This is a genomic window from Streptomyces sp. NPDC031670, from assembly GCF_055580545.1.
This window is the reverse complement of the sequence record NZ_JBVILC010000016.1, coordinates 118,669-143,097: the sequence shown is the minus strand read 5'-3', so window position 1 is coordinate 143,097 and position 24,429 is coordinate 118,669. Positions and strand designations below refer to the sequence as shown.

General features: G+C 72.6%; 20 protein-coding genes. 11 read left to right on the top strand and 9 right to left on the bottom strand.

Features of this window, described 5'->3' with window-relative positions; all coding sequences use genetic code 11:
- The first annotated feature begins 315 nt into the window (after nucleotides 1–315).
- Together ACZ5ID_RS27090 and ACZ5ID_RS27085 are read left to right on the top strand one after the other, a co-directional pair.
- The gene (locus ACZ5ID_RS27090) at nucleotides 316–1,194 is read left to right on the top strand and encodes an NUDIX hydrolase (protein ID WP_468902912.1); all 879 of its coding nucleotides are present in this window, start codon (nucleotides 316–318) and stop codon (nucleotides 1,192–1,194) included.
- Between the two features lie 46 nt (nucleotides 1,195–1,240).
- Nucleotides 1,241–2,071, top strand: a complete 831-nt coding sequence (locus ACZ5ID_RS27085; protein WP_468902910.1) for an MBL fold metallo-hydrolase — start codon at nucleotides 1,241–1,243, stop codon at nucleotides 2,069–2,071.
- A 92-nt stretch (nucleotides 2,072–2,163) separates the two neighbouring features.
- Here ACZ5ID_RS27085 and ACZ5ID_RS27080 read toward each other — a convergent pair whose 3' ends face one another.
- Nucleotides 2,164–2,838 (bottom strand): Crp/Fnr family transcriptional regulator, encoded by a 675-nt coding sequence (locus ACZ5ID_RS27080; RefSeq protein ID WP_017947815.1) that lies wholly within the window; start codon nucleotides 2,836–2,838, stop codon nucleotides 2,164–2,166.
- Between the two features lie 392 nt (nucleotides 2,839–3,230).
- On the opposite strand from ACZ5ID_RS27080, the gene nth reads away from it, so the two are divergent.
- From nth to ACZ5ID_RS27060, 4 genes are all read left to right on the top strand, one after another.
- Nucleotides 3,231–4,295: an endonuclease III gene (gene nth / locus ACZ5ID_RS27075; RefSeq protein WP_468902908.1), complete on the top strand. Its 1,065-nt coding sequence runs from the start codon at nucleotides 3,231–3,233 to the stop codon at nucleotides 4,293–4,295.
- Nucleotides 4,296–4,375: 80 nt separating this feature from the next.
- Complete coding sequence (locus tag ACZ5ID_RS27070) at nucleotides 4,376–5,113, top strand: NUDIX hydrolase (protein WP_468902905.1); 738 nt, start codon at nucleotides 4,376–4,378, stop codon at nucleotides 5,111–5,113.
- A gap of 12 nt (nucleotides 5,114–5,125) precedes the next feature.
- Nucleotides 5,126–6,346, top strand: a complete 1,221-nt coding sequence (locus ACZ5ID_RS27065) for a MarP family serine protease (RefSeq protein WP_468902902.1) — start codon at nucleotides 5,126–5,128, stop codon at nucleotides 6,344–6,346.
- 47 nt (nucleotides 6,347–6,393) lie between these two features.
- Nucleotides 6,394–7,746 (top strand): 6-phospho-beta-glucosidase, encoded by a 1,353-nt coding sequence (locus tag ACZ5ID_RS27060; protein ID WP_468902900.1) that lies wholly within the window; start codon nucleotides 6,394–6,396, stop codon nucleotides 7,744–7,746.
- Nucleotides 7,747–7,779: 33 nt separating this feature from the next.
- Here ACZ5ID_RS27060 and ACZ5ID_RS27055 read toward each other — a convergent pair whose 3' ends face one another.
- The 6 genes from ACZ5ID_RS27055 to ACZ5ID_RS27030 form a co-directional block, all read right to left on the bottom strand.
- Nucleotides 7,780–7,959, bottom strand: a complete 180-nt coding sequence (locus ACZ5ID_RS27055; protein WP_358832014.1) for a hypothetical protein — start codon at nucleotides 7,957–7,959, stop codon at nucleotides 7,780–7,782.
- Nucleotides 7,960–8,098: 139 nt separating this feature from the next.
- Entirely contained in the window at nucleotides 8,099–9,055 is a 957-nt protein-coding gene (locus tag ACZ5ID_RS27050; RefSeq protein WP_468902896.1) for an alpha/beta fold hydrolase, read from the bottom strand.
- Nucleotides 9,052–9,513 (bottom strand): phage holin family protein, encoded by a 462-nt coding sequence (locus ACZ5ID_RS27045; RefSeq protein WP_406553765.1) that lies wholly within the window; start codon nucleotides 9,511–9,513, stop codon nucleotides 9,052–9,054. The genes ACZ5ID_RS27050 and ACZ5ID_RS27045 overlap by 4 nt, the downstream gene beginning before the upstream one ends.
- A gap of 74 nt (nucleotides 9,514–9,587) precedes the next feature.
- Nucleotides 9,588–10,991 carry a Na+/H+ antiporter NhaA gene (nhaA, locus tag ACZ5ID_RS27040; protein WP_468902893.1) on the bottom strand — a complete coding sequence of 468 codons (1,404 nt, stop codon included), beginning with the start codon at nucleotides 10,989–10,991 and terminating at the stop codon, nucleotides 9,588–9,590.
- A 466-nt stretch (nucleotides 10,992–11,457) separates the two neighbouring features.
- A complete protein-coding gene (gene acs / locus ACZ5ID_RS27035; protein ID WP_468902890.1) occupies nucleotides 11,458–13,470 on the bottom strand; it encodes an acetate--CoA ligase in 2,013 nt (670 codons plus the stop codon).
- A 164-nt stretch (nucleotides 13,471–13,634) separates the two neighbouring features.
- Nucleotides 13,635–15,956, bottom strand: coding sequence for a bifunctional SulP family inorganic anion transporter/carbonic anhydrase (locus ACZ5ID_RS27030; RefSeq protein ID WP_468902887.1), 2,322 nt, complete (start codon nucleotides 15,954–15,956; stop codon nucleotides 13,635–13,637).
- Between the two features lie 297 nt (nucleotides 15,957–16,253).
- Between ACZ5ID_RS27030 and ACZ5ID_RS27025 the strand changes: the two genes are divergently transcribed.
- Nucleotides 16,254–17,534, top strand: a complete 1,281-nt coding sequence (locus tag ACZ5ID_RS27025; protein ID WP_468902884.1) for a polysaccharide deacetylase family protein — start codon at nucleotides 16,254–16,256, stop codon at nucleotides 17,532–17,534.
- A gap of 25 nt (nucleotides 17,535–17,559) precedes the next feature.
- On the opposite strand, the gene ACZ5ID_RS27020 is transcribed toward ACZ5ID_RS27025, so the two are convergent.
- A complete protein-coding gene (locus ACZ5ID_RS27020) occupies nucleotides 17,560–18,546 on the bottom strand; it encodes an ATP-binding protein (protein WP_468902882.1) in 987 nt (328 codons plus the stop codon).
- Between the two features lie 102 nt (nucleotides 18,547–18,648).
- Between ACZ5ID_RS27020 and ACZ5ID_RS27015 the strand changes: the two genes are divergently transcribed.
- Nucleotides 18,649–19,476, top strand: coding sequence for a Fic family protein (locus ACZ5ID_RS27015; RefSeq protein WP_406556190.1), 828 nt, complete (start codon nucleotides 18,649–18,651; stop codon nucleotides 19,474–19,476).
- A gap of 413 nt (nucleotides 19,477–19,889) precedes the next feature.
- On the opposite strand, the gene ACZ5ID_RS27010 is transcribed toward ACZ5ID_RS27015, so the two are convergent.
- Nucleotides 19,890–20,723 (bottom strand): HAD family hydrolase, encoded by an 834-nt coding sequence (locus ACZ5ID_RS27010; RefSeq protein ID WP_468902879.1) that lies wholly within the window; start codon nucleotides 20,721–20,723, stop codon nucleotides 19,890–19,892.
- Nucleotides 20,724–21,167: 444 nt separating this feature from the next.
- Here ACZ5ID_RS27010 and ssd point away from each other — a divergent pair, with 444 nt between their 5' ends.
- Genes ssd through ACZ5ID_RS26995 form a run of 3 tightly spaced genes read left to right on the top strand, consistent with a single transcriptional unit; the run spans nucleotide 21,168 to nucleotide 24,387 of the window.
- Complete coding sequence (gene ssd, locus ACZ5ID_RS27005) at nucleotides 21,168–22,271, top strand: septum site-determining protein Ssd (protein ID WP_468902876.1); 1,104 nt, start codon at nucleotides 21,168–21,170, stop codon at nucleotides 22,269–22,271.
- A 50-nt stretch (nucleotides 22,272–22,321) separates the two neighbouring features.
- On the top strand, nucleotides 22,322–23,515 hold the full coding sequence (locus tag ACZ5ID_RS27000; RefSeq protein WP_468902973.1) for a TadA family conjugal transfer-associated ATPase: 1,194 nt from the start codon (nucleotides 22,322–22,324) through the stop codon (nucleotides 23,513–23,515).
- Nucleotides 23,512–24,387 carry a type II secretion system F family protein gene (locus ACZ5ID_RS26995; protein WP_468902873.1) on the top strand — a complete coding sequence of 292 codons (876 nt, stop codon included), beginning with the start codon at nucleotides 23,512–23,514 and terminating at the stop codon, nucleotides 24,385–24,387. The genes ACZ5ID_RS27000 and ACZ5ID_RS26995 overlap by 4 nt, the downstream gene beginning before the upstream one ends.
- Nucleotides 24,388–24,429 lie beyond the last annotated feature (42 nt).

Sequence of the window (24,429 nt, the reverse complement as noted above, 5' to 3'; positions counted from 1 at the left end):
TTGTCTGCGGGCCGGTGGTGGGTTGCTCGCGCAGTTCCCCGCGCCCCTCAAGCCGCCTCCGGCGGAAGTGTCCGTGCTCGCGCCCACGCGGCGGGGCCGCACGTCAGTACGGCCCCGCGCCCCTCAGGCCGCCTCCGGCGGGAGTGTCCGTGCTCGCGCCCACGCGGCGGGGCCGCACGTCAGTACGGCCCCGCGCCCCTAACTACCCAGGGGCGCGGGGAACTGCGCGCTCAGCCCCCACCGGCCCGCAGACGAATGCCCGGCCCCACCCCGCCCCCCTCGAACACCCGCACCCCAACAGATAGCCTCGCGCCCATGCCCAATGGTCAGTGGTACCCGCCGGAATGGCCCGACCGCATCCGCGCCCTAGCCCACGGCACCCTCACCCCCGTACCGCCCCGCCGCGCCGCGACCGTCATGCTGCTGCGCGCCGGGGACGGGCCCGGCGCCCTCGCCGTGCACATGCTGCGGCGCCGCACCTCCATGGCCTTCGCCGGCGGCGCCTACGCGTACCCGGGCGGCGGCGTCGACCCCAGGGACGACGCCAGACGCATCGGCTGGGCCGGCCCGAGCCGCGAGACCTGGGCGGCCCGCCTCGGCGTGGCCCCGGACGACGCCCAGGCCATCGTCTGCGCCGCCGTCCGCGAGACGTACGAAGAGGCCGGAGTCCTCCTCGCCGGGCCGGACGCCGACAGCGTCGTGGGCGACACCACCGGCGACGACTGGGAGGCCGACCGCCGCGCCCTCGTCGCCCGCGACCTCTCCTTCGCCGAGTTCCTCGACCGCCGCTCCCTGGTCCTGCGCTCGGACCTGCTCGGCGCCTGGGCCCGCTGGATCACCCCCGAGTTCGAGCCGAAGCGGTACGACACCTGGTTCTTCGTCGCCGTGCTCCCCGAGGGCCAGCGCACCCGCAACGCCTCCACCGAGGCCGACCGGACCGTGTGGATCCGGCCCGCCGATGCCCTCGCCGGGTACGACGCGGGCGAGCTGCTGATGATGCCGCCGACCGTCTCGACCCTGCGCGCCCTCCTCCCGTACGCCACCCCCGCCGAGGCGGTCGAGGCCGCGGCGGCCCGCGACCTCACGCCCGTACTGGCGCGGGCGAGCCTCGGCGACGACGGCGAGATCGTGCTGAGCTGGCCCGGGCACGACGAGTTCACCAAACGGGTACGCACCACGGGCGGCACCCCGTGACCCCGCCCGCCCCCACACCCCCGCTCCCCATGGAAGGTTCCCTCGCGTGACCGAAGCCGCGGCCCTCCCCGGCCGGCCCCGCGGCGGGGTGCTCTCCGGCCCCGCCACGACCCGTACCGTCAACGTCCTCGCCCCCAACGCCTCCGCGATGACCCTCGACGGCACCAACACCTGGATCGTCGCCGAGCCCGACTCCGAACTCGCGGTCGTCGTCGACCCGGGCCCCCTCGACGAGGGCCACCTGCGGAACGTGGTCGCCACCGCCGAGCGGATGGGCAAACGGGTGGCCCTCACCCTGCTCACCCACGGCCACCCCGACCACGCCGAGGGCGCGGCACACTTCGCGGAGCTGACCCGTACGCACGTACGCGCGCTGGACCCGGCGCTGCGCCTCGGTGACGAGGGGCTGGCCACCGGGGACGTGATCACCACCGGCGGGCTGGAGATGTGGGTGGTGCCCACCCCCGGCCACACCGCCGACTCCCTCTGCTTCCACCTCCCCGCCGACGGGGCCGTGCTGACGGGGGACACGGTCCTCGGGCGCGGCACGACCGTCGTGGCGCACCCGGACGGCCGCCTCGGGGACTACCTGGACTCCCTGCGGCGGCTGCGCTCGCTCGCGGTCGACGACGGCGTACGGACCGTGCTGCCCGGCCACGGGCCCGTGCTCGACGACGCGCAGGGTGCCATCGAGTACTACCTCGCCCACCGCGCCCACCGGCTGGCCCAGGTGGAGACGGCGGTGGAGGACGGCCACACCACGCCCGCGGAGGTGGTGGCGCGCGTCTACGCGGATGTCGACCCGTCCCTGTGGCCGGCGGCCGAGCTCTCCGTACGCGCGCAGCTGGAGTATCTGAGCGAGCACGGGCTCATCTAGGGCGCTCGGCGCCGCCTCCCCGCTCCGGCCGCACACGGGACGGGCCCGCCTCCCCGAGGGGAGACGGGCCCGTCCACGTACACGTACCGGCGTCAGCGCGACCGCTTCGCCAGCCGCTCCACGTCCAGCAGGATCACCGCACGGGCCTCCAGCCGCAGCCAGCCGCGCTGCGCGAAGTCCGCGAGGGCCTTGTTGACCGTCTCGCGGGAGGCGCCGACCAGCTGGGCCAGCTCCTCCTGCGTCAGGTCGTGCACGACGTGGATGCCCTCCTCGGACTGCACGCCGAAGCGGCGCGACAGGTCCAGGAGCGCGCGGGCGACACGGCCCGGCACGTCGGAGAAGACCAGGTCGGACATCTGGTCGTTGGTCTTGCGCAGCCGGCGGGCGACCGCGCGCAGCAGGGCGGTGGCCACCTCGGGCCGGGCGTTCAGCCACGGCTGGAGGTCGCCGTGGCCCAGGCCCAGCAGCTTGACCTCGGTGAGCGCGGTCGCGGTCGCGGTGCGCGGGCCCGGGTCGAAGAGGGACAGCTCGCCGATGAGCTCGCCGGGGCCGAGGACCGCCAGCATGTTCTCGCGGCCGTCGGGGGAAGTGCGGTGGAGCTTGACCTTGCCCTCGGTGACCACGTAGAGGCGGTCGCCGGGGTCGCCCTCGTGGAAGAGGGCGTCACCACGGGCGAGCGTCACCTCACTCATCGAGGCGCGGAGCTCCGCGGCCTGCTCGTCATCGAGCGCCGCGAAGAGCGGGGCGCGCCGCAGAACGTCGTCCACGAGTTCTCTCCTTGTCGACCGGTACAGGGGACCGTGTTGCCCATTTTGCCGGACGGTGTAAACAGTGCGATCAATCACACGGGTAACCACAAGGATGACGCACCCGAACGCCGGACTGTGCGGCAGGGGGCCGATTGGGGTGGTGATCGGCCGTGACCGGGGCACATGTCGGTGCGTGCCTTTAGGCTGGCCGGGTGTCCAATTCGCCGGTGAGAGCGCAGGCCAGGGGGGCCACAAGAGTGTCGGCAGGCAAGGATTCCGCTGTGGGCGAACAGCCTACGAGTAAACCGAAAAAGGCCGCGAAAGTATCAAAATCAGCCAATCGGGCCGCGTCGGCATCCGAACACCTCCCGGGCGCGTCGCCCGCGTCGCCCGTGCCGGGTGAGCCGAGCGTGCCGGGCCGCCCGGGCGAGCCCGAAGGGGCCGCGGGGAAGAGCCCCGCCGCCAAGAAGCCCGCTCCGGGCAAGACCGCGGCCAAGAAGACCGCCGCCAAGAAGGCCGCTCCGGGCAAGACCGCGACCAAGAAGACCGCGGCCAAGAAGCCCGCTCCGGGCAAGACCGCGGCCAAGAAGACCGCCGCCAAGAAGGCCGCTCCGGGGAAGGCGGCCCCCGAGAAGCCCGCGGCCAAGAAGGCGGCCTCCAAGAACGCTCCGACCGCCGCCGCCACACCCGGGCCCGCCGGCCCCTCCTCGACCGAGTCCCGCGTCTCCTTGGTCCGCCGCGCCCGCCGGATCAACCGGGAGCTCGCGGAGGTGTATCCGTACGCCCACCCGGAGCTCGACTTCCGTAACCCCTTCGAGCTGCTGGTCGCCACGGTCCTTTCGGCCCAGACGACCGACCTGCGGGTCAACCAGACGACGCCCGCGCTGTTCGCCGCGTATCCGACCCCCGAGGAGCTGGCCGCGGCCGACCCGGAGGCGGTCGAGGAGCTGATCCGGCCGACCGGGTTCTTCCGCGCCAAGACCAAGTCGATCATGGGTCTCGCCGTCGCCCTGCGCGACGAGTTCGGAGGCGAGGTGCCCGGGCGTCTCGAAGACCTGGTGAAGCTCCCGGGCGTCGGCCGCAAGACCGCCAATGTGGTGCTGGGCAACGCCTTCGGCGTCCCCGGTCTCACCGTGGACACGCACTTCGGGCGGCTGGTGCGCCGCTGGAAGTGGACCGACGAGGAGGACCCGGTCAAGGTCGAGGCCGTCGTCGCCGGGATCTTCCCCAAGAGCGAGTGGACGATGCTCTCGCACCGGGTGATCTTCCACGGCCGCCGCATCTGCCACGCCCGCAAGCCCGCCTGCGGCGCCTGCCCCATCGCCCCGCTCTGCCCGGCGTACGGGGAGGGCGAGACCGACCCGGAGAAGGCCAGGAAGCTCCTGAAGTACGAGAAGGGCGGCTTCCCGGGCCAGCGGCTCTCCCCGCCCCCGGACTACCCGGGGCGCCCGGCCCCGCCACTGGGGGCCGGCTGACCCAGCGCCCATGACCTGGTGGATGCCGGAACGAACACGACCGGCCCGGACGTTGTGACCGGTGGACGACGGGGGTGCCCATGACGCACGCGAGTGACACCAGCAGGACCAGTGACCCCAGCAGGACGTACGGGGGCGGCGAGGGGCCCCACGGCCCCGCCGTGAGCCGTGACGGGCTGCCCGAGTGGCTCGGCCCCGTCGCGCGCGCGGCCGACCGCATCGAGCCGCTCCAGCTCAGCAGCTTCCTGCCGCCGAAGGACGGCGCGGGCCGTCAGTCCGCCGTGCTGGTCCTCTTCGGCGAGGGCCCGGCCGGGCCGGAGCTGCTGCTCATGGAGCGCGCCAGCCAGCTGCGCTCGCACGGCGGCCAGCCCTCCTTCCCGGGCGGCGCCCTCGACCCCGGGGACGGCGACCCCCGGACCACCGGGCCGCTGCGGGCCGCCCTGCGCGAGGCCGAGGAGGAGACCGGCCTGGACCCGGACGGGGTGCAGATCTTCGGCGTGCTGCCCCGGCTCTACATCCCGGTGAGCGGTTTCGTGGTGACCCCGGTCCTGGGCTGGTGGCGCGAGCGCACGGAGGTGCGGGCGGTGGACGCGGCGGAGACCGCCCGGGTCTTCACCGTCCCCGTGGCGGATCTCACGGACCCGGCCAACCGGGCCACCGCCGTCCACCCGCGGGGCCACGCAGGCCCGGCCTTTCTGGTCGAATCCGCCCTCGTATGGGGCTTCACGGCCGGGGTGATCGACCGGCTGCTGCACTTCGCGGGGTGGGAGCGCCCCTGGGATCGCACCCGCCGGGTCCCGCTCGACTGGCACGCGTGACAGGCTGACCTCGTGAACGTGCTGGACATCCTGTTGCTGGTCGCCGCCGTGTGGTTCGCGATCGTCGGCTACCGCCAGGGCTTCGTCGTCGGCATCCTGTCGGTGATCGGCTTTCTCGGCGGTGGTCTCATCGCCGTGTATCTGCTGCCGGTCATCTGGGACCAGCTGACGGACAAGCGGACCGTGTCGACCACCGCCGCCATCGTGGCGGTCGTCGTCGTGATCGTCTGCGCCTCCGTGGGCCAGGCCTTCACCACCCACCTGGGCAACAAGCTGCGCCAGCACATCACCTGGTCGCCCGCGCGCGCCCTGGACGCCACGGGCGGCGCGTTGGTCAACGTCCTCGCGATGCTCCTGGTCGCCTGGCTGATCGGCACCGCGCTCGCCCCGCTCGCCGACCCCGACTCCTCCAGCCGGGGGAACGCGCTGGGCAGGGCGGTCAACGACTCCCGGATCCTGCGCGGCGTCGACAAGGCGATGCCCCAGCAGGCGTACACCTGGTTCTCGGACTTCTCCTCCATGCTCGCGCAGAACGGGCTGCCGCAGGTCTTCGCCCCGTTCACCAACGAGTCGATCACCAAGGTCCCGCCCCCCGACCAGGCGCTGGCCACCAGCCCGGTCGCGGCCTCCGCCAAGCGCTCGATCGTCAAGGTCACCGGCACCGCGCCGAGCTGCGGAAAGCGCCTGGAGGGCACCGGCTTCGTCTTCGCCGAGCGCCGGGTGATGACCAACGCCCATGTGGTGGGCGGTGTGGCGGACCCGAAGATCCAGATAGGCGGTCAGGGGCGGACGTACGACGCGAAGGTGGTCGTCTACGACTGGCGCCGGGACATCGCGGTCCTGGACGTGCCGGACCTCAAGGCCCCGGTACTGCGCTTCTCCTCGCAGCAGGCGCACAGCGGCAGCGGCGCGATCGTCGCGGGCTTCCCCGAGGACCAGCCGTACGACGTGCGCGCCGCGCGCGTCCGTGGCCGGATCACCCCGCCGGGCCCGGACATCTACCACCGCGGCACGGTCACCCGCGAGGTCTACTCGCTGTTCACCACGGTCCGCCCGGGCAACTCCGGCGGCCCCCTCCTCACCCCCGACGGCAAGGTCTACGGAGTGGTCTTCGCCAAGTCCCTCGACGACCCCAACACCGGTTACGCGCTGACGGCGAACGAGATCCGCGAGGACGTCCAGCTGGGCCGTACCGCCAACCAGCAGGTCGACAGCCAGCAGTGCGCCCTGTGACGGCCGCTGTGCCGCCCCGCTGACCCCGACTCCCGAAGAGGCCGGACATGCGACTGACGATCCTCGGCGGCGGCGGTTTCCGCGTGCCGCTCGTATACGGCGCCCTGCTGCGCGACCACGCCCCCGGCCGGGTCACCGAGGTGACGCTGTACGACGTGGACGCGGCCCGGCTCGCCGCCATCGCCCGCGTCCTCGCGGACCAGGCGCGCGACGCCGTGGACGCCCCGGCCGTGCGGGCGGTGACCGATCTGGACGAGGCGCTGCGCGGCGCCGACTTCGTCTTCTCCGCGATCCGCGTCGGGGGCCTCGCGGGCCGGGCCGCCGACGAGCGGATCGCGCTCGCCGAAGGCGTCCTGGGCCAGGAGACGGTCGGCGCGGGCGGTATCGCGTACGGCCTGCGGACCGTCCCCGTGGCGGATTCCGTCGCCCGCCGGATCAAGGCGCTCGCCCCGGACGCCTGGGTCATCAACTTCACCAACCCGGCCGGCCTCGTCACCGAGGCCATGGCCCGCCACCTGGGCGAGCGGGTCATCGGCATCTGCGACTCACCGGTCGGCCTGGCCCGCCGCGTGGCCCGTACGGTCGGCGCCGACCCCGACGCCGTACGGCTGGACTACGCGGGCCTGAACCACCTGGGCTGGCTGCACGGCCTCTACGAGGGCGAACAGGACGTGCTGCCGCGTCTGTTCGCGGACGACGCGCTGCTGACCTCGTTCGAGGAGGGCAGGCTCTTCGGCGCCGACTGGCTGCGCTCGCTGGGCTCGGTGCCCAACGAGTACCTTCACTACTACTACTTCAACCGTGAGGCTGTGGCCGCGTACCGGCAGGCGGAGCTCACCCGGGGCGCCTTCCTCCTCGGCCAGCAGGAGCGCTTCTACGCGGCCGTGGCCGAGGCCGCGGGCGGGCGCGAGCAGGCGTGGGACGCCTGGGACCGCACCCGCGCCGAGCGCGAGGCCACGTACATGTCCGAGAACCGGGAGGTCTCCGGCGCGGGCGAGCGCGCCGCGGACGACCTGGAGTCGGGCGGGTACGAGAACGTCGCCCTGGCGCTGATGCGGGCTATCGCGCGCGACGAGCCGGCGACGCTGATCCTCAACGTCCCCAACGGCGCCTCGCTGCACGTCCTCGACGCCGAGGCGGTCGTCGAGATCCCGTGCCGCGTCGACGCGTCGGGCCCGCGCCCGCTGCCCGTCACCCAGCTGACGGGCCATGAAGCGGGCCTGGTCAGCGCGGTGAAGGCGGTCGAGCGGTGCGTCCTGGAGGCCGCCGAGGGCGGGTCGGCACGGGCGGCGGTGAAGGCCTTCGCCCTGCACCCGCTGGTCGACTCCGTCCAGGTGGCCCACCGGCTCCTGGACGGCTACCGGGACGTCCACCCGGAGCTCGCGTATCTGCGCCGGTGATCCCGTACGGACGCCGGGCGTCCGGCACCCGTGTTACGTGCGCGAATGGCGCAGCCGGGCCGAGACCCAGCGGGCCCGGCGACGGAGGATACGCGGAATGCCGAGTTGGGGATCATGGCCCTGAGCTTGCGGGCCACCCCTCTCGTGCGAAATCGGCGCGGTGGCCGAGCGGCGGTTGCGTGCTGCGTCACCGTAGTCGTGCGTCCAGCCCATACCCCGACGTCTGCCCGGGCCCCAAGGTCGGTAACCGCGTCTTGGGGGGCCAATTGGCCTATGCGCCAGGCAATTGGCTGTTCGTCAGACAAACGTTCCCGTCCGCTCCCCGGACGGCTCCCCCGGCCGGGGGAACGCCCTAGCGGTCGGGCTCGGGGTCCTTCAGCCAGTTCACCAGCTCCGCCGAGAACGCGGCCGGGTCCTCCTCGTGCGGGAAGTGGCCCAGGCCGTCGAACAGCCGCCAGCGGTACGGGGCTTCGACGTACTCCCCGGAGCCCGCCGCACTGCGGGTGCGCATCACCGGGTCGAGCGAACCGTGCAGATGCAGCGTCGGTACCCGTACCGGCCGCTTCATCCGGCGGTTGAACTGGATGCCGTCGGGCCGGGCCAGCGAGCGCACCATCCAGCGGTACGGCTCGATCGAGCAGTGCGCGGTCGACGGGATGGTCATCGCCCGCCGGTAGGCCTCCACGGCCTCCTCGTCGGGCGCCAGCGGGCCCGACCACTCCCGCACCAGCCGCCCCACCAGCGCCGCGTCGTCCGCCACGAGCTGACGCTCCGGCAGCCACGGCCGCTGGAAGCCCCAGATGTACGAACCGGACCGCGACTGCGCGAAGTCGGAGAGCATCGCGGAGCGCCAGCGCCGCGGGTGCGGCATCGACGACACCACCAGTCGGCGCACCAGCTTGGGCCGCATCACTGCCGCCGTCCACGCCAGATAGCCGCCCAGATCATGGCCGACCAGCGCCGCGTCGGGCTCGCCGAGCGACCGTACGACCCCGGTGATGTCCAGCGCGAGGTTGGCCGGGTCGTAGCCGCGCGGGGTGCGGTCGCTGCCGCCGACGCCCCGCAGGTCCATCGCGACCGCCCGGAATCCGGCGTCGGCGAGTGCGGTGAGCTGGTGCCGCCACGTCCACCAGAACTGCGGAAAGCCGTGGAGCAGCAACACCAGCGGACCGTCACCCAGCTCCGCGATGTGGAAGCGCGCACCATTGGCCGCCACGTCCCTGTGTGTCCAGGGACCATGGATGCGGACAGGGCTGCCATTGCCGCCAGGGCTGCCCGTGGCGCCGGTACCGGTATCAGGTGCGGTCATGCAGACGAGCGTGCCACAGCCGGGGTCTGCTCCGTGACCGGGCGGGGATGCGGCTTGACGCCCCCGAGCACGGCCGCGGTCTGCTTGGCCGAGGCGATGGACTTCTCCGGCGGCTTGACCTTCTTGAACTTGGCCACGGACAGCAGCGCCAGCAGGCCCGCGAGCAGCAGGAACGCTCCGCCCACGATCAGGAACGACCAGGCTAGGCCGAGCCCGAGGTTGTGGATCCCGTACGCCGCCGCGAAGCTCAGCACCGGCAGCGAGAACAGGACGAGTACTCCGGCGGTACTGATGGCGAGGCCACCGATCGCCCCGCGCTTGACGTCCTGGCGCAGCTCCGCCTTGGCGAGCGCGATCTCGTCGTGCACCAGCGCGGACATCTCGGCCGTCGCCGAGGCGACCAGCTGGCCGAGGCTGCGGTCGGCGCCGCCGACGGCGGTGTTGCTGGGGTCGCTCATTCGCTGACTCCCTCTTCTCTCTCCGGTCCCGTCATCTCCCGGCCCAGATGTCCTTCTCCGGCCCAGATGTCAGATCATGCCGGACGGTCGGCCTCGTCGCTCCCCGCCCCCGCCACTTGCGCGAGGCGGCGGTGCTCGGCGGCCTTCGCCTCGTAGAGGACGGCCATCCGCAGGTGGTAGGCCGGATTGTGCTGTTCGTACACATCCGGGATGCCGTCGTGGTCCTCGTCGCGCTCCTCCTCGTCGACGAGCGCCCGGTAGCGGCGTACGCGCAGCTTCAGCAGGACGGTGGCGAGGACGGCGGCGATCAGCGAGCCCGTCAGGACGGCCGCCTTGATCTCGTCCGCGAGCGCGCCCTCGCCGTCGAAGGCCAGCTCGCCGATGAGCAGCGAGACGGTGAAGCCGATCCCGGCGAGCGTCGCCACCGCGAAGACGTCCGGCCAGGCGAGGTCCTCGTTGAGCTCCGCCCTGGTGAACCGCGCGGCGCACCACGTCCCTGCGAAGATGCCCACCGCCTTGCCGACCACCAGACCGAGCACCACGCCGAGCGTCTCGGGCCGGGTGAAGACGTCCGCGAGCGCACCGCCGCTGACCCCGACCCCGGCCGACATCAGGGCGAAGAGCGGCACGGCGAGCCCGGCGGAGAGGGGCCGCACCAGGTGTTCGATGTGCTCGCCGGGGGAGTGCTCCTCGCCCTCGCGGCGGGTGCAGCGCAGCATCAGGCCCATGGCGACGCCCGCGATGGTGGCGTGGACGCCGCTGTTGTACATCAGCCCCCAGACGACCAGCGCCAGCGGCATGTACACGTACCAGCCGCGCACGCCCGTGCGCAGCAGCACCCAGAAGAGGGCGAGGCCCGCGAACGCGCCGCCCAGCGCGACGAAGTCGATCTCCTTGGTGAAGAAGACGGCGATGATGAGGATCGCGAAGAGGTCGTCGACGACGGCGAGCGTGAGCAGGAACGCGCGCAGGGCGCTCGGCAGGGAGGTCCCGATGACCGCGAGCACGGCGAGCGCGAAGGCGATGTCGGTGGCGGTGGGCACGGCCCAGCCGTCCATCTCCCCACTGCCCACGGCGTTGACCAGCGCGTATACGAGTGCGGGCACCGCCATCCCGCACAGCGCGGCGATCACCGGCAGCGCGGCGGCCTTGGGGTCGCGCAGCTCACCGGCGACGAGCTCGCGCTTGAGTTCGATGCCGGCGACGAAGAAGAAGACGGCGAGGAGGCCGTCGGCGGCCCAGTGCTGGAGGGAGAGATCGAGCCCGAGGGAGCCGACGCCGAGGTGGAACCCCTGGACATCGGCGTAACTGCCGCCCCAGGCATTGGCCCAGATCAACGCGGCGATGGCGGCGACGAGGAGCAGGACCCCGCCGACGGTCTCGGCGCGCAGCGCCTCCGCGACGAAGTTCCGCTCGGGCAGCGACAGCCGGCCGAGGAACTTCCGGCGGCTGTCCTTGAGGGTGTCGGGCGCGACCACGGGGGCGACCTCCGGTCCGGTTCGGCTGGGTTCTGCGGGCAGGACAAACACATTGCCGACCAGACTTCCCGGCGCACCTGGGCTCTTACTTTACCGAAGCCTTACCGGGCACGACGGACCGAACCCGACAAACCAGACGAATCCGGCATTCGCCGGGGCCCCATTTCGGCCCGGGGTTCGTCCGCGGGCCGGTGCTGGGTTGCCCGCGCAGTTCCCCGCGCCCCTGATGGGGTCGGGCCGCAGGCTTTTAAGGGGCGCGGGGAACTGCGCGACCGGCCACCCACCGGGCCGCAGACGAGCCGGGGGGCCCGGCCGCTCCCGGAGAACGGGGCTCAGCCGGAGGCTCTTAGGGGCGCGGGGAACTGCGCGACCGGCCCCCACCGGCCCGCAGCCGAACCGGGGGGCCGGGGGCGCAGCCCCCGGGAAACCCACCTTCCCCCCCCCGCCCCCGCCCCGCAGGGCCCCCTCAGTCCTCGCTGGACGCCCCCGGCAACTGCGTCTGAATCAGATCCATCACCGAGGAATCCGTCAGCGTCGTGACATCCCCCAGCTCCCGGTTCTCCGCCACATCCCGCAGCAACCGCCGCATGATCTTCCCCGACCGCGTCTTCGGCAGCTCCGCCACCGGCAGAATCCGCTTCGGCTTGGCGATCGGCCCCAGCGTGGCGCCCACATGCGCCCGCAGCTCCTCCACGAGCCCCTCGGTCTGCGCCGCCGACCCCCGCAGGATCACGAACGCCACGATCGCCTGCCCGGTCGTCTCGTCGGCCGCGCCGACGACCGCCGCCTCGGCGACCGACGGGTGGGAGACGAGCGCCGACTCGACCTCGGTGGTGGAGATGTTGTGCCCGGACACGAGCATCACGTCATCGACCCGGCCGAGCAGCCAGATGTCCCCGTCCTGGTCCTTCTTCGCCCCGTCCCCGGCGAAGTACTTCCCCTCGAACCGCGACCAGTACGTGTCGATGAACCGCTGGTCGTCGCCCCAGATCGTGCGCAGCATCGACGGCCACGGCTCGGTGAGGACGAGATAGCCGCCGCCCCCGTCCGGCACCTCGCGCGCCTCGTCGTCCACGACGGTCGCCGAGATCCCGGGCAGCGCCCGCTGCGCGGACCCCGGCTTGGTGTCGGTGACACCCGGCAGCGGCGAGATCATCATCGCGCCGGTCTCGGTCTGCCACCAGGTGTCCACGATCGGACAGGTGTCCGCGCCGATGTGCTTGCGGTACCAGATCCACGCCTCCGGGTTGATGGGCTCGCCCACCGACCCCAGCACCCGCAGCGACGACAGGTCGAACTTCGCGGGGATGTCGTCGCCCCACTTCATGAACGTCCGGATCGCGGTGGGCGCCGTGTAGAGGATCGTCACCCCGTACTTCTGGACGATCTCCCAGAACCGCCCCTGGTGCGGGGTGTCCGGCGTGCCCTCGTACATGACCTGCGTCGCCCCGTTGGCCAGCGGCCCGTAGACGATGTACGAGTGGCCGGTCACCCAGCCGATGTCGGCCGTGCACCAGTACACGTCGGTCTCGGGCTTGAGGTCGAAGACCGCGTGGTGGGTGTAGGCGGCCTGCGTCAGATAGCCGCCCGAGGTGTGCAGGATGCCCTTCGGCTTCCCCGTGGTCCCGGACGTGTACAGGATGAACAGCGGGTGCTCGGCGTCGAACGCCTGCGGGGTGTGCTCGGCCGACTGGCGTCCGACGATGTCGTCCCACCAGACGTCCCGGCCCTCGGTGAAGGCGGTCTCCTGCCCCGTGCGCCGCACCACCAAGACGTGCTCGACCTGCGGGCACTTCGCCACCGCGTCGTCGATCGCGGGCTTCAGCGCGGACGGCTTGCCGCGCCGGTACCCGCCGTCCGCCGTGATGACCAGCTTCGCGTCGGCGTCCTGGATGCGGGAGGCCACCGCGTCGGCCGAGAAGCCGCCGAAGACCACCGAGTGCGCCGCGCCGATCCGGGCGCAGGCGAGCATCGCGACGGCCGCCTCGGGGATCATCGGCAGGTACACCGCGACCCGGTCGCCGGCCCGGACGCCCAGCTCCGTCAGGGCGTTGGCGGCCCGCGAGACCTCGTCCTTCAGCTCGGCGTAGGTGATCGCGCGGCTGTCGCCGGGCTCGCCCTCGAAGTGGATGGCGACCCGGTCGCCGTGGCCGGCCTCCACATGCCGGTCGACGCAGTTGTACGCGACGTTGAGCCGGCCGTCGGCGAACCACTTGGCGAACGGCGGGTTCGACCAGTCCAGCGTCTCGGTCGGCTCGGTGGCCCAGGTGAGGCGCCGGGCCTGCTCGGCCCAGAAGCCCAGCCTGTCCGCCTCGGCCTGCTCGTACGCCTCTGCCGTCACGTTGGCGTCAGCGGCCAGCGCGGCAGGAGGAGCGAACCGGCGCTCCTCCTTCAAGAGGTTGGCCAGGCTTTCGTTGCTCACGACATCTCCCTTTCCCAGGGCGTCCCATATGCCTATGTGTCCCGGGCCATAGCTCATCAGGCCAATCGCCGGGTGACAAGAGTCTCCCGAAAATTGGTTTAGACCTATAAGGCTTCCGGGGCGTCGGCGTGTCATCAGACGGTCTCACGGACCGGGTCCGCCCTGGGTTCGGGAAGTCGTGCGCCGCGCGGCGCTCGTGCACCGCGCGGCGCCGAGGCGCGTCAGCCGAGGGCCGCCTCCAGCGGCGTCGGCCTCACTCCTTCGAAGACCTCCTCGCAGTCGTGGTGCGCCAGCAAGTACGCCTGGGCCTCGCCGACATGGAAGTACATGCCGTGCAGGGTCAGCGTGCCCTCGGCCAGCCGCCGCGCCACCGACTCATGGCGCCGCAGATGGTCCAGCTGCTGCACCACATTGGTGAGACAGAGCTGCTCGACGGCGTCGGCGGGCAGCCGCCCGGCGATCCGCGCCCAGGAGTGCTTACGGCTCGCCATCCGCTCCAGGCTGGGCATCCCGTGCCGCAGCCAGCGCCGCAACGGGGTCTGCGGGGCGTCCGGCCCGGCGGCCAGGAGCGCCTGCATGGCCCCGCAGCCGGAGTGGCCGCAGACCGTGATGGACTCGACCCGCAGCACCTCCACCGCGTACTCGATCGCCGCCGCCACCGAGTCGTCGCCGCTCTCCGCCCCGGGGGGCGGCACCAGATTGCCGACGTTGCGCACGGTGAACAGATCGCCCGGGCCGCTCGACGTGATCATGCTGGTGACGAGCCGGGAGTCCGCGCAGGTGAGGAAGAGCTGGGAGGGCTGCTGCCCCTCGCGGGCGAGGCGCGCCAGCTCGTCGCGCACCAGCGGCGCGGTGTTGCGCTGGAAGGAGCTGAGCCCACTGGCCAGTTGATGCCCGTGGCGCCTGGGCGCCGGCGCCTTGTCGTGGCAGTGGTGGTTGCGCCAGGGGGTCCAGGGCCGGCAGCAGCTCTGGGCGGCGGAGGCGGGCTCGGAGATGCGCCCGCCGGCCCGGCCGGTGATCCGCACCTCGCCACCGCGCGCGGTGTGCGTGGCCTGCCAGCCCTGCAACGCCTCGTACGCCGCGTGGTCCATGAACGAGCCGTCCAACTCCACGACCGCCCTCGCGCCTTGGGGGACCTGACTCAGCGACCTGGTCAGACGCGGTACGGCCAGGAACGTCAACTGACCGCGCGCCTGGACCAGATACGACGCGTCGTCCCGCTGCCGCACGGTGATCCGGGTCCGCGCCACCCGGCGCAGTGCGACCGCGACGGCCACGGCGATCCCCATGACCACGCCCTGGAGCACCCCGAACACCAGCACCCCGCCGACCGTCGCCACGTACACGAGGAACTCGCGGTGCCGGTGGACTTTGCGGATGTGCGCGTACGACACCATCTGGATGCCGACCATCATCACCAGCGCGGCCAGCGCGGCCAGCGGAATCCACTCCAGGACGGCCACGAGCAGCCCGGCGGCGAGCAGCACCCACACCCCGTGCAGCACGGTGGAGGCGCGGCCGGTCGCCCCGGCCCGCACGTTGGCGCTGCCGCGCACCGCGCCACCGGAGACCGACATTCCGCCGAGCAGTCCGGAGACGGCGTTGGCGATGCCCTGGCCGCGCAGCTCCCGGTCGAGGTCGGCCCGGTGGGGTGCGGCGCCGCCCGGCCGTTCGGCGGCCAGCTTGTCCACGGCGACGGCGGAGAGGAGCGACTCCAGGCTGGCGACCAGGGTCACCGTGAGCACGGCGGCGACCAGCCCGCCCGCCGGCCCGTGCGGCAGCTCGGGCAGGACGTGCGCGTCCCAGGAGGGCAGGTCGACCCGGGCGATGTCCGGCGCGGCCAGGGCGGCCACCGCGGTGGCGATCACCACACAGGCGAGCGCGGCCGGGATGCGGCGCAGGGCCTTCCCCGGCCGCCCGGGCAGGCGCGGCCACGTCAGGAGTACGGCGATGGTGAGCGCCCCGATCAGGGGCGCGGCGGGGCCGACCCTGGCCAACTGGTCGGGCAGGGCCCGGGCGTTGTCGACGGCCGAGCTCTGCGGGGAGCCGCCCAGGACGATGTGGAGCTGGGCGAGCGCGATGGCGGCGCCGATGCCGGCGAGGGTGCCGTGCACGATGGCCGGGCTCATGGCGAGCGCGGAGCGCGCGGCCTTCAGCGAGCCGAGCGCGATCTGCAGCAGACCCGCGAGGACGGTGATGGCGCAGGTGGTGCGCCATCCGTAGCTCTGGATCAACTCGGCCGACACCACCGTGAGTCCGGCGGAGGGGCCGCTGACGAGGAGCGGTGTGCCGCCGAGCAGCCCGGCGACGATGCCGCCGACTCCGGCGGCGATGAGGCTGGCTTCCAGCGGGGCGTCGATGGCGACGGCGAGGCCGAGCGACATCGGGACGGCGAGCAGGAAGACGGTGACGGACGCGGCGAGATCGGCTCCGGCGATCCGGAAGCGACGGCCCCGTCTTGAGGGGGGCGGGGCGTGCGGGTGCCGGTGGCTGTCGGGGTGAGCGGTGAGGGGCTGGGTGCGGGTGGGGGCGCAGGCAGACATGTTCCCGTCTCCTCCGGGGCGGCGCGGTCGCGGATGGGGGGTCGCGGCCGTGGGTCACGGCGTACAGCGGCGGGATTCTCAACTCTCGGTAAACGAATCGTAATGCAGAGTAAAGGTCAGCGCTTGCCATTTCGGGCAAATAGCCCATCGATTCACTCTCAACGGTGAATAAGGAGCTTTTCGTGCGGCCTGTCGCGCCTCCTTCCCTCATGCTACGTGTCACTTTTGCGGCGATTTGATGACCTTCAGTACAAGAGATCTTCGGATCTACTGATCTGCGAGGAAGAGGGTGGGCGGATGATGGCCGCCACGAAGAGGATCGCCACCGGCGCCGTCGTCGCCGCGCTGATCGCGGGCACCGCGGGCTGCTCGGTGGGCAACGGGACCAAGGCGGCAGCGCCCGGACCCGGCGCGGGCGCCGCCGCCCCCAAGAACGTCGTACGTCTGATCGGGGACGGCTCCACCGCGTTCACCGGGGCCCAGCCCCATCTGCTGAAGCCGCGCAAGCTGGCGCCGGGTCAGCAGCCGCCGCAGTTCGTGGTGTTCTCCTGGGACGGGGCGGGCGAGGACAGCCAGCGGCTGTTCTCCCACTTCCGCGAGGTCGGCAAGAAGTACAACGCGACGATGACGTACTTCCTCAGCGGTGTGTACATGCTCCCGGAGGAGAAGCGCGAGCGGTACACCGCGCCCAAGCACTCGCCGGGCAGCAGTGACATCGGGTTCAACGACCTCAAGGGCATCAAGGACACCGTCACCCAGCTGCGCGCCGCGTGGCAGGAGGGCAACGAGGTCGGCACCCACTTCAACGGCCACTTCTGCGGGAACGACGGCGGCGTCGGCACCTGGTCGGTGGACGAGTGGAAGAGCGAGATCGCGCAGGCGAAGTCGTTCGTGAAGAACTGGAAGTCCAACTCCGGGCTCAAGGCGGAGGCCCCGCTTCCGTTCGACTACGACAAGGAGCTCATCGGCGGTCGCACCCCCTGCCTGGAGGGCCGCAAGAACTTCGTGCAGGCGGCCGGCCAGCTCGGTTGGCGCTATGACACCAGCGGTGTCAACGACCAGGTGTGGCCGAAGAAGAACGACAACGGCGTCTGGGACCTGTCCATGCAGCTGGTGCCGGTGCCGGGCCGCGGCTTCCAGACGCTGTCCATGGACTACAACTTCTACATGAACCAGTCGGGCGCGGTGACCGGCGAGGCCGACCAGCACGAGTACTGGGGCAACCAGATGCGCGACGGCCTGCTCCAGGCCTTCGAGCGCTCGTACAACGGCAACCGCGCGCCGCTGATCGTCGGCAACCACTTCGAGTCCTGGAACGGCGGCACCTATATGCGGGCCATCGAGGACACGATCAAGACGGTCTGCGTCAAGCGTGATGTGCATTGTGTGTCGTTCCGTCAGCTCGCCGACTGGCTGGACGCCCAGGACCCCTCGACGCTCGACAAGTTCCGTCAGCTGAAGGTCGGAGAGGCCCCGAAGGGCGGCTGGACGGCCTTCCTGGCCGCCCAGCCCGCCCTGCCGGTCCAGTCGGCCAGGCCGCTCCCGCAGCCCGGCCTCAGGCAGGCCGCCACGAGCTGATCGCCGCGAACCGCCGCGGGCGAGGTCAGCTCGGCTGCGGAACGGCGAACTCCTCCCGCAGGACGAAGTCGGGGTCGACCTGGGCCGCCAGGTCGGCGCCCGTCTTCGCGTTCCCCCAGCTCTCGGCGTTCTTCAGATGGAAGTGGACCATCTGGCGGGTGTACCGCTCCCAGTCGCGCGCCCCGTAGGAGTCCTCCGCCGCGTTCTGCAACGCCTGGAGGGCGAGCCGGTTGTCGGCCTCCAGGAGCTCGAAACGCGGCGGGCGCCCCTTCTCCATCGCGCGCACCCAGTCCGAGTGGCCGACGGTGACCAGCAGGTCCTCGCCGACCTCGGACCGCAGGAAGTCCAGGTCGTCCTGGCCCTGCACCTTGTTGCCGACGACCTTCAGGGCGACCCCGAAGTCGCGCGCGTACTCCTTGTACTGGCGGTAGACCGACACGCCCTTGCGGGTCGGCTCGGCCACCAGGAAGGTCATGTCGAAGCGGGTGAACATCCCCGAGGCGAACGAGTCCGACCCGGCGGTCATGTCGACGACCACGTACTCGTCCGGCCCGTCCACCAGGTGGTTCAGGCACAGCTCCACCGCACCGACCTTCGAGTGGTAGCAGGCCACCCCCAGATCGGACTCGGTGAACGGGCCGGTCGCCATCAGCCGGATGTCCCCGTCGTCGAGCACCACCCGCCGCGCGCACGCCTCGTACACCGGATTCGACTCGCGCAGCCGCAGCAGCCGGGAGCCGCGCCCCGGCGGAGTCGTCTTGATCATCGTCTCGGCGGAGGCGATCCGGGGGTTGGTGCCGCGCAGGTAGTCCTTGATCAGCGGTAGGTGCGCGCCCATCGCGGGCAGCGCGGCGGCCTCCGGCTCGTCGAGCCCGAGCGCGGTCCCCAGGTGCTGGTTGATATCGGCGTCGACCGCGAGCACGGCGGCCTCGTTGGCGGTGAGGTGGCGGATGAAGAGCGAGGACAGCGTGGTCTTGCCGCTGCCGCCCTTGCCCACGAAAGCGATCTTCATGTTCACCAACGGTAATCGGGCGACAGCGCAATGTAGGGGGAGTGAGTGAAGAAGACCACTCGAAGGTGGGGTGCGGGGCCGGGACGCGTAGCCTCCCTACTTATGAGTACGAACGCCTCGTCGGCCCCCGATCCGCTGGTCGCCCTGGGCACGCTGCCGGGTGTCACGGACGCCGTGGACTCCGTGCGCAAAGCCGTCGACCGGGTCTACGGCCACCGGGTCATGCGCCGGCGCAGCAACGAGATCACCTCCGAGGCGGCGCTGCGGGGGGCGCGCGGCAGTGCCGCGCTCTCCGGCGCGGACTGGGCGCTGGAGGAGGTGCGGCGGCGCAGTGACTTCGGCTCGGAGAGCGAGGCCCGCACGGTCGGCGCCGCCCTGCGGCTGACCGCCGAGGCCGGCCAACTGCTCTCCATCTGGCGGCAGTCGCCCCTGCGGGTGCTCGCCCGGCTGCATCTGGTCGCCGCCGCCGACTCCGCCGACACGGTCGGCCGCCCGCGTCAGCACGGCGAGCCGGTGGACGAGCCGCTGATCGAGCTGCCGCTGCCGGACGCGGACGAGGTGGCGGGCCGGCTGGAGGGTCTGTCCCAGCTGATCATCGCGGGCTCCTCGGCCCCGGCGCTGGTCACGGCGGCCGTGGTGCACGGCGAACTGCTCGCCCTGCGTCCGTTCGGCTCGTACAACGGACTGGTGGCGCGGGCCGCCGAGCGCATCGTGCTGATCGGCAGCGGTCTCGACCCCAAGTCGATCTGCCCGGCGGAGGTGGGCCACGCGGAGCAGGGGCGCGCGGCCTACGCGGCGGCGCTGGACGGCTACGCCTCGGGGACCCCGGAGGGTGTGGCCGCCTGGATCACCTACTGCGGGCGCTCGGTCGAACTCGGGGTGCGGGAGTCGACGGCGGTCTGCGAGGCGCTTCAGCGCGGAGCGGCGTAGGCGGCACCCGGCGCGGGAAAGCCCCCGGAAAAGGTTCGCGGCGGAAAAGGGTTGCGGCGGTACCGGATCGGTACCGCCGCTGACATGTCCACCGGGTTACCAAGCGTCCTCGAAGGTTGCCCATCAGGTCGGGAACTTCTGCCCGTCACCTGGTGCGGCTGGCCCGTAATCGACGGGTCGACGTCGCGTGGGTGCTCGGCTTCCATGCTTCGGTCCGTGGGGCCGTACTGCGTAGAAGGTGATCCTCTCGGATGTCCCAGGTCTCGCGGGCCGTTGCCTTATTTGTACTCCAGGCCGGGGTGAAGCGGAACCCCTGACTGCACTTCTTTACTTTTAGGTTCAAACAGGACAGAACGGTCGGCACCGGTCGCGGCGTCGACCATGGCCGACGCCGCGACCGCGGGGCCGCTCGGTCAGCCAGCCGCCGCGCGCCGCCGGCTCGCGTACCAGACGAGTCCGGCGGTGGCCGCCGCGGCGCCCACGGCCGCCGCCGCGACCAGCGCGGGGCGGGGCGGCATGGAGAGCGCGGGAAGCCGCTGCTTGAGCCGGACCGGTCGGTTGAAGACGAGAACCGGCCAATCTCGGATGGCCGCTTCGCGCCGGAGTGCCCGATCCGGGTTGACCGCGAAGGGATGGCCCACCGACTCCAGCATGGGGACATCGGTCGCCGAGTCGCTGTACGCGTAGCAGCGGGACAGGTCGTAGCCCTCCGAGGCGGCGAGCTCCTTGACGGCCTCCGCCTTGGTGGGGCCGTAGGCGTAGTACTCGACGTCGCCCGTGAAGCAGCCGTCGGGGCCCACGACCATCCGGGTGGCCACCACCCGGTCCGCCCCGAGCAGCTCGCCGATGGGCTCGACCACCTCGGCGCCCGAGGTCGAGACGATCACGACGTCGCGGCCCGCGGTGTGGTGCTCCTCGATGAGGGAGGCGGCCTCGTCGTAGATGATCGGGTCGATCAGATCGTGGAGCGTCTCGGCGACGATCTCCTTCACCTGCTGGACGTTCCAGCCCTTGCAGAGCGCCGAGAGGTACTGGCGCATCCGCTCCATCTGGTCGTGGTCGGCGCCGCCGGCGAGGAACACGAACTGGGCATAGGCCGTACGCAGCACGGCCCGGCGGTTGATGAGTCCCCCTTGATAGAAGGACTTGCTGAACGTGAGGGTCGACGACTTGGCAATGACTGTCTTGTCCAAGTCGAAGAAGGCGGCGGTCCGCGGCAAGGAGTGGTTTTCCACGAACGCGAGCATAGGCGCCCACCATTCGGCGTACGCTGGGGCGTGTGGGTTTGCCTGAGAAGGCTCTCGGGTACACCATGGAAGTCACGGATCGTTCGCGACCGTGCTAACCCGGTCCGGCTCCTCCCCCCCCGAGTCGGCCGGAAAGACGACCCCCGCTCTCCCCCCCGGCGGGGGTCGTCGCATGTCCGGATGCATTTTCGGGCCTCCCGCACGATCCTTCCCCTCTCTCGGGCCGCGTCGGCTCCTCCCTCACACCTGTCCAGACTCGTCACCGAGCGTAGCGGTTCCGGTGCGCTCCGGAAGTCACCGGTATAGGTGAACGGAATATTCACAACCAGCGAGTTGTCCACAGTTTTCGCCCAAGATCCACTTGATTTCCGGAACCGCTCCACCGTGATTCCAGTTCGCGAGATCCGCGGATGCCAGGAATCGCAGTGAGAGGGGGCGGAGATCATGGACGGACCCTTCGTGTCCGACCGGTCACCGGGTGTTCAGGGGAGGCGTCCGGGGCCGCTGATCGTGACCGAGGACGAGGCGCTGCTCGACGATCTGCTGCGGCTGTGCGCCGCCGCGGGAGCCGAACCGGAGGTCCACCACTCGGTGCCCGAGCGCCGGTCCGGCTGGGAGAGCGCACCGCTGATCCTCGTCGGGGACGACGCGGCGGCCCGGGTGCGCGGCGCCGCGCGAAGGCGCGGAGTCCTCCTCGTCGGCAGGGACCAGGACGACCCGGGCGTGTGGCGCCGCGCGGTGGAGATCGGCGCCGACCATGTGCTGCGGCTGCCCGACGCGGAGCAGTGGCTCGTCGACCGGATCGCGGACGCGGCGGAGGGCGTGGGCCGCCAGGCGCTCACCGTGGGAGTCGTCGGCGGACGGGGCGGGGCCGGTGCCTCGACGCTCGCCTGCGCCCTGGCGGTGACCGCGGCCAGGACCGGGCGGCGCACCATGCTCATCGACGGCGACCCCTTGGGAGGCGGCCTCGACGTGCTGCTCGGGGGCGAGCAGGCCGAAGGCAGACGGTGGCCGGATTTCGCCGCTTCTCGTGGCCGGGTCGCCGGAGGAGCGCTGGAGGAGTCGCTGCCGCATCTGCACGCGCTGCGCGTCCTCAGCTGGGACCGGGGCGATTCGGTGGCGATCCCCGCGGAGGCGATGCGAGCGGTCCTCGCGGCTGCCCGCAGACGCGGCGGCGTGGTGGTCGTCGATCTGCCCAGGAGGGTGGACGACGCGGTGGCGGAGGCCCTGGCCCAGCTCGACCTGGGGCTCCTGGTCGTCCCCGCCGAACTGCGGGCGGTGGCGGCGGCCAACCGGGTCGCCTCCTCGGTCGGCATGGTGCTGCGGGACCTGCGGGCGGTGGTGCGCGGTCCGTACGCGGCGGGGCTCGACGAGCAGTGGGTGGCGGCTGCCCTGGGACTGCCCCTGGCCGGTGAACTCCCGGTGGAGTACGGCCTGCTGGAAGCCCAGGAGAAGGGCGCCCCGCCGGGCAGCGAGGTGCGCGGCCCCCTCTCCCGCTTCTGCACGGCCTTCTGGGAGCAGGCGCTGACGGGAGGTGCGGTCGCATGAGTACGGGACGCGCGCGTACGGGACGCATGACCGCGGGCGGGAGCGGCGGGATGCCTCCCGGCGGTCCGCCGGGTGCGCCGGGCCGGGCCGCCGACGCGCCGAGGCCGCTGCTCGACGCGGTGCGCAGGCAGCTCGCGGAGAGCGGGGCCGAGCCGACCCCGGCCCGGGTCGCGGCGGCGCTGCGGGCCCAGGGGCGGCTGCTCGGCGACGCGGAAGTGCTCGGCGGCGCCGAGGAGTTGCGCTCCGAGCTGGTCGGTACGGGCCCGCTGGAGCCGCTGCTCGCCGACCCCGAGGTGACCGACGTCCTGGTCTCGGCGCCGGACCGGGTCTGGGTGGACCGGGGCGCCGGACTGGAGCTCACCGGGGTCCGCTTCAGTGACACGGCCGCGGTGCGCCGACTGGCCCAGCGGCTCGCGGCGGTCGCCGGGCGCCGCCTCGACGACGCCCGGCCATGGGTGGACGCCCGCCTTCCCGACGGAACCCGGATGCACGCGGTGCTGGCACCGGTCGCGGTCGGGGCGGACTGCCTGTCGCTGCGGGTGGTGCGGCCGAGGGCCTTCTCCCTGGACGAACTGGTCGCCGCCGGGACGGTGCCGCCGGGCGGCGAGGCGGTGCTGCGGGCCCTCGTCGCGGCCCGCGTGTCGTTCCTGGTGAGCGGTGGCACGGGCTCCGGCAAGACGACCCTGCTGTCGACGCTCCTCGGCCTCGTGGGAGAGCGCGAACGCATCGTCCTGGCCGAGGACTCGGCCGAGTTGAGGCCCGACCACCCCCATGTGGTGCGGCTGGAGTCACGGCCCGCCAACCAGGAGGGCGCGGGCCTGGTGACCCTGCGGGACCTGGTGCGCCAGGCTCTGCGGATGCGGCCGGACCGGCTGGTCGTGGGCGAGGTGCGCGGCGCCGAGGTCACCGACCTCCTGGCGGCGCTCAACACCGGCCACGAGGGCGGCTGCGGCACGGTGCACGCGAACACGGCCGCGGACGTACCCGCCCGGCTGGAGGCGCTGGGCACGGCGGTCGGGCTCGACCGGGCGGCCCTGCACAGCCAGGTGGCGGCGGCGCTCTCGGTGGTCCTCCATCTCGTCCGGGACCGGACCGGCCGGCGCCGGGTCGCCGAGGTCACGGTCCTTGAGCGGGACGCGGCGGGGCTGGTGGTGGCCGTCCCGGCGCTGCGCTGGGGCCTGGGCGGCTTCGTCCAGGAGCGCGGCTGGGAACGGCTGCGGGTGCTGCTGGGAGGCGCGTGGTGACCGCCTGGACGGCGACGGGCCCGCCCGGCCTCACCCCGGTCTCGGCGGCGGCCGTGTGCGCCTTCGCGGCGGCCTGGCTCTCGGTGGGGCGCGAGCAGGGTCGGCGCAGGGCGCGGCTGATCGTCGCGGGAGGAGCGGTGGAACCGGACGAGCCGCCGTGGGGGCGGCTCTGGGAGCGGTTGCGCGCCAAGGCGCGTCCGGAGTGGCTGTGCCTGCCCGCGGCGGTGGCCGTGGCGCTGCTGGCCGGCTCGTTGCTGCCGCTGGCCGCCGGGGCGGTGGCGGTGCCGCTGGTGGGGCGGCGGCTGCGGGCCCGGGAGCGCGAGCGGGCGAAGTGGCGCCGGGCCGACGAGGTGGTCTCCTGGTGCGGCGCGGTCGCCGGGGAACTGCGCGCGGGACGCCAGCCCGGCCGGGCGCTGACGCTGGCCACCCGGGACTCGGAGGCGCTGGGGGCCGCCGAACCCCTGGTGCTGGCGGCGGCGCGGTTCGGTGGCGATGTGCCCGGGGCTCTGCGGGAGGCGGCCCGCGAACCGGGCGCGGAGGGGCTGGCGGGGGTGGCCGCGTGCTGGCAGGTGGCGGTCGACGGGGGCGCGGGCCTCGCGGCCGGGCTGGAGCGCCTGGAGGCGGCGCTGCGGGTCGAGCGGGACCAACGGGAGGAGCTGAGGGCCCAGCTGACCGGGCCGCGCACCACGGCCGTCCTGCTGGCCCTGCTGCCCGCCCTCGGTCTCCTGCTCGGCACGGCGATGGGCGCGAGTCCGTTGCGGGTGCTGCTCCACACCCCGGCGGGCCTGGGCTGTCTGGCCCTGGCCGGGGCGCTGGAGGCGGCGGGGCTGTACTGGACGGCGCGGATCACCCGGGCGGGGGAGGGGCGGTGAACGGGCCGCTCGGGCTGCGGCTCGGACCGGGACCGGGAACGG

What these genes read in the sequence shown, in the direction of transcription:
- ssd (WP_468902876.1), top strand. Translation starts at nt 21,168, where the DNA reads ATGGACGGACCCTTCGTGTCCGACCGGTCACCGGGTGTTCAGGGGAGG.
- ACZ5ID_RS27020 (WP_468902882.1), bottom strand. Translation starts at nt 18,546, where the DNA reads ATGAAGATCGCTTTCGTGGGCAAGGGCGGCAGCGGCAAGACCACGCTG.
- ACZ5ID_RS27090 (WP_468902912.1), top strand. Translation starts at nt 316, where the DNA reads ATGCCCAATGGTCAGTGGTACCCGCCGGAATGGCCCGACCGCATCCGC.
- ACZ5ID_RS27025 (WP_468902884.1), top strand. Translation starts at nt 16,254, where the DNA reads ATGATGGCCGCCACGAAGAGGATCGCCACCGGCGCCGTCGTCGCCGCG.
- ACZ5ID_RS27010 (WP_468902879.1), bottom strand. Translation starts at nt 20,723, where the DNA reads ATGCTCGCGTTCGTGGAAAACCACTCCTTGCCGCGGACCGCCGCCTTC.
- ACZ5ID_RS27045 (WP_406553765.1), bottom strand. Translation starts at nt 9,513, where the DNA reads ATGAGCGACCCCAGCAACACCGCCGTCGGCGGCGCCGACCGCAGCCTC.
- ACZ5ID_RS27030 (WP_468902887.1), bottom strand. Translation starts at nt 15,956, where the DNA reads ATGTCTGCCTGCGCCCCCACCCGCACCCAGCCCCTCACCGCTCACCCC.
- ACZ5ID_RS27000 (WP_468902973.1), top strand. Translation starts at nt 22,322, where the DNA reads ATGCCTCCCGGCGGTCCGCCGGGTGCGCCGGGCCGGGCCGCCGACGCG.
- ACZ5ID_RS27050 (WP_468902896.1), bottom strand. Translation starts at nt 9,055, where the DNA reads ATGACCGCACCTGATACCGGTACCGGCGCCACGGGCAGCCCTGGCGGC.
- ACZ5ID_RS27015 (WP_406556190.1), top strand. Translation starts at nt 18,649, where the DNA reads ATGAGTACGAACGCCTCGTCGGCCCCCGATCCGCTGGTCGCCCTGGGC.
- acs (WP_468902890.1), bottom strand. Translation starts at nt 13,470, where the DNA reads ATGAGCTATGGCCCGGGACACATAGGCATATGGGACGCCCTGGGAAAG.
- ACZ5ID_RS27060 (WP_468902900.1), top strand. Translation starts at nt 6,394, where the DNA reads ATGCGACTGACGATCCTCGGCGGCGGCGGTTTCCGCGTGCCGCTCGTA.
- ACZ5ID_RS27055 (WP_358832014.1), bottom strand. Translation starts at nt 7,959, where the DNA reads ATGGGCTGGACGCACGACTACGGTGACGCAGCACGCAACCGCCGCTCG.
- ACZ5ID_RS27070 (WP_468902905.1), top strand. Translation starts at nt 4,376, where the DNA reads ATGACGCACGCGAGTGACACCAGCAGGACCAGTGACCCCAGCAGGACG.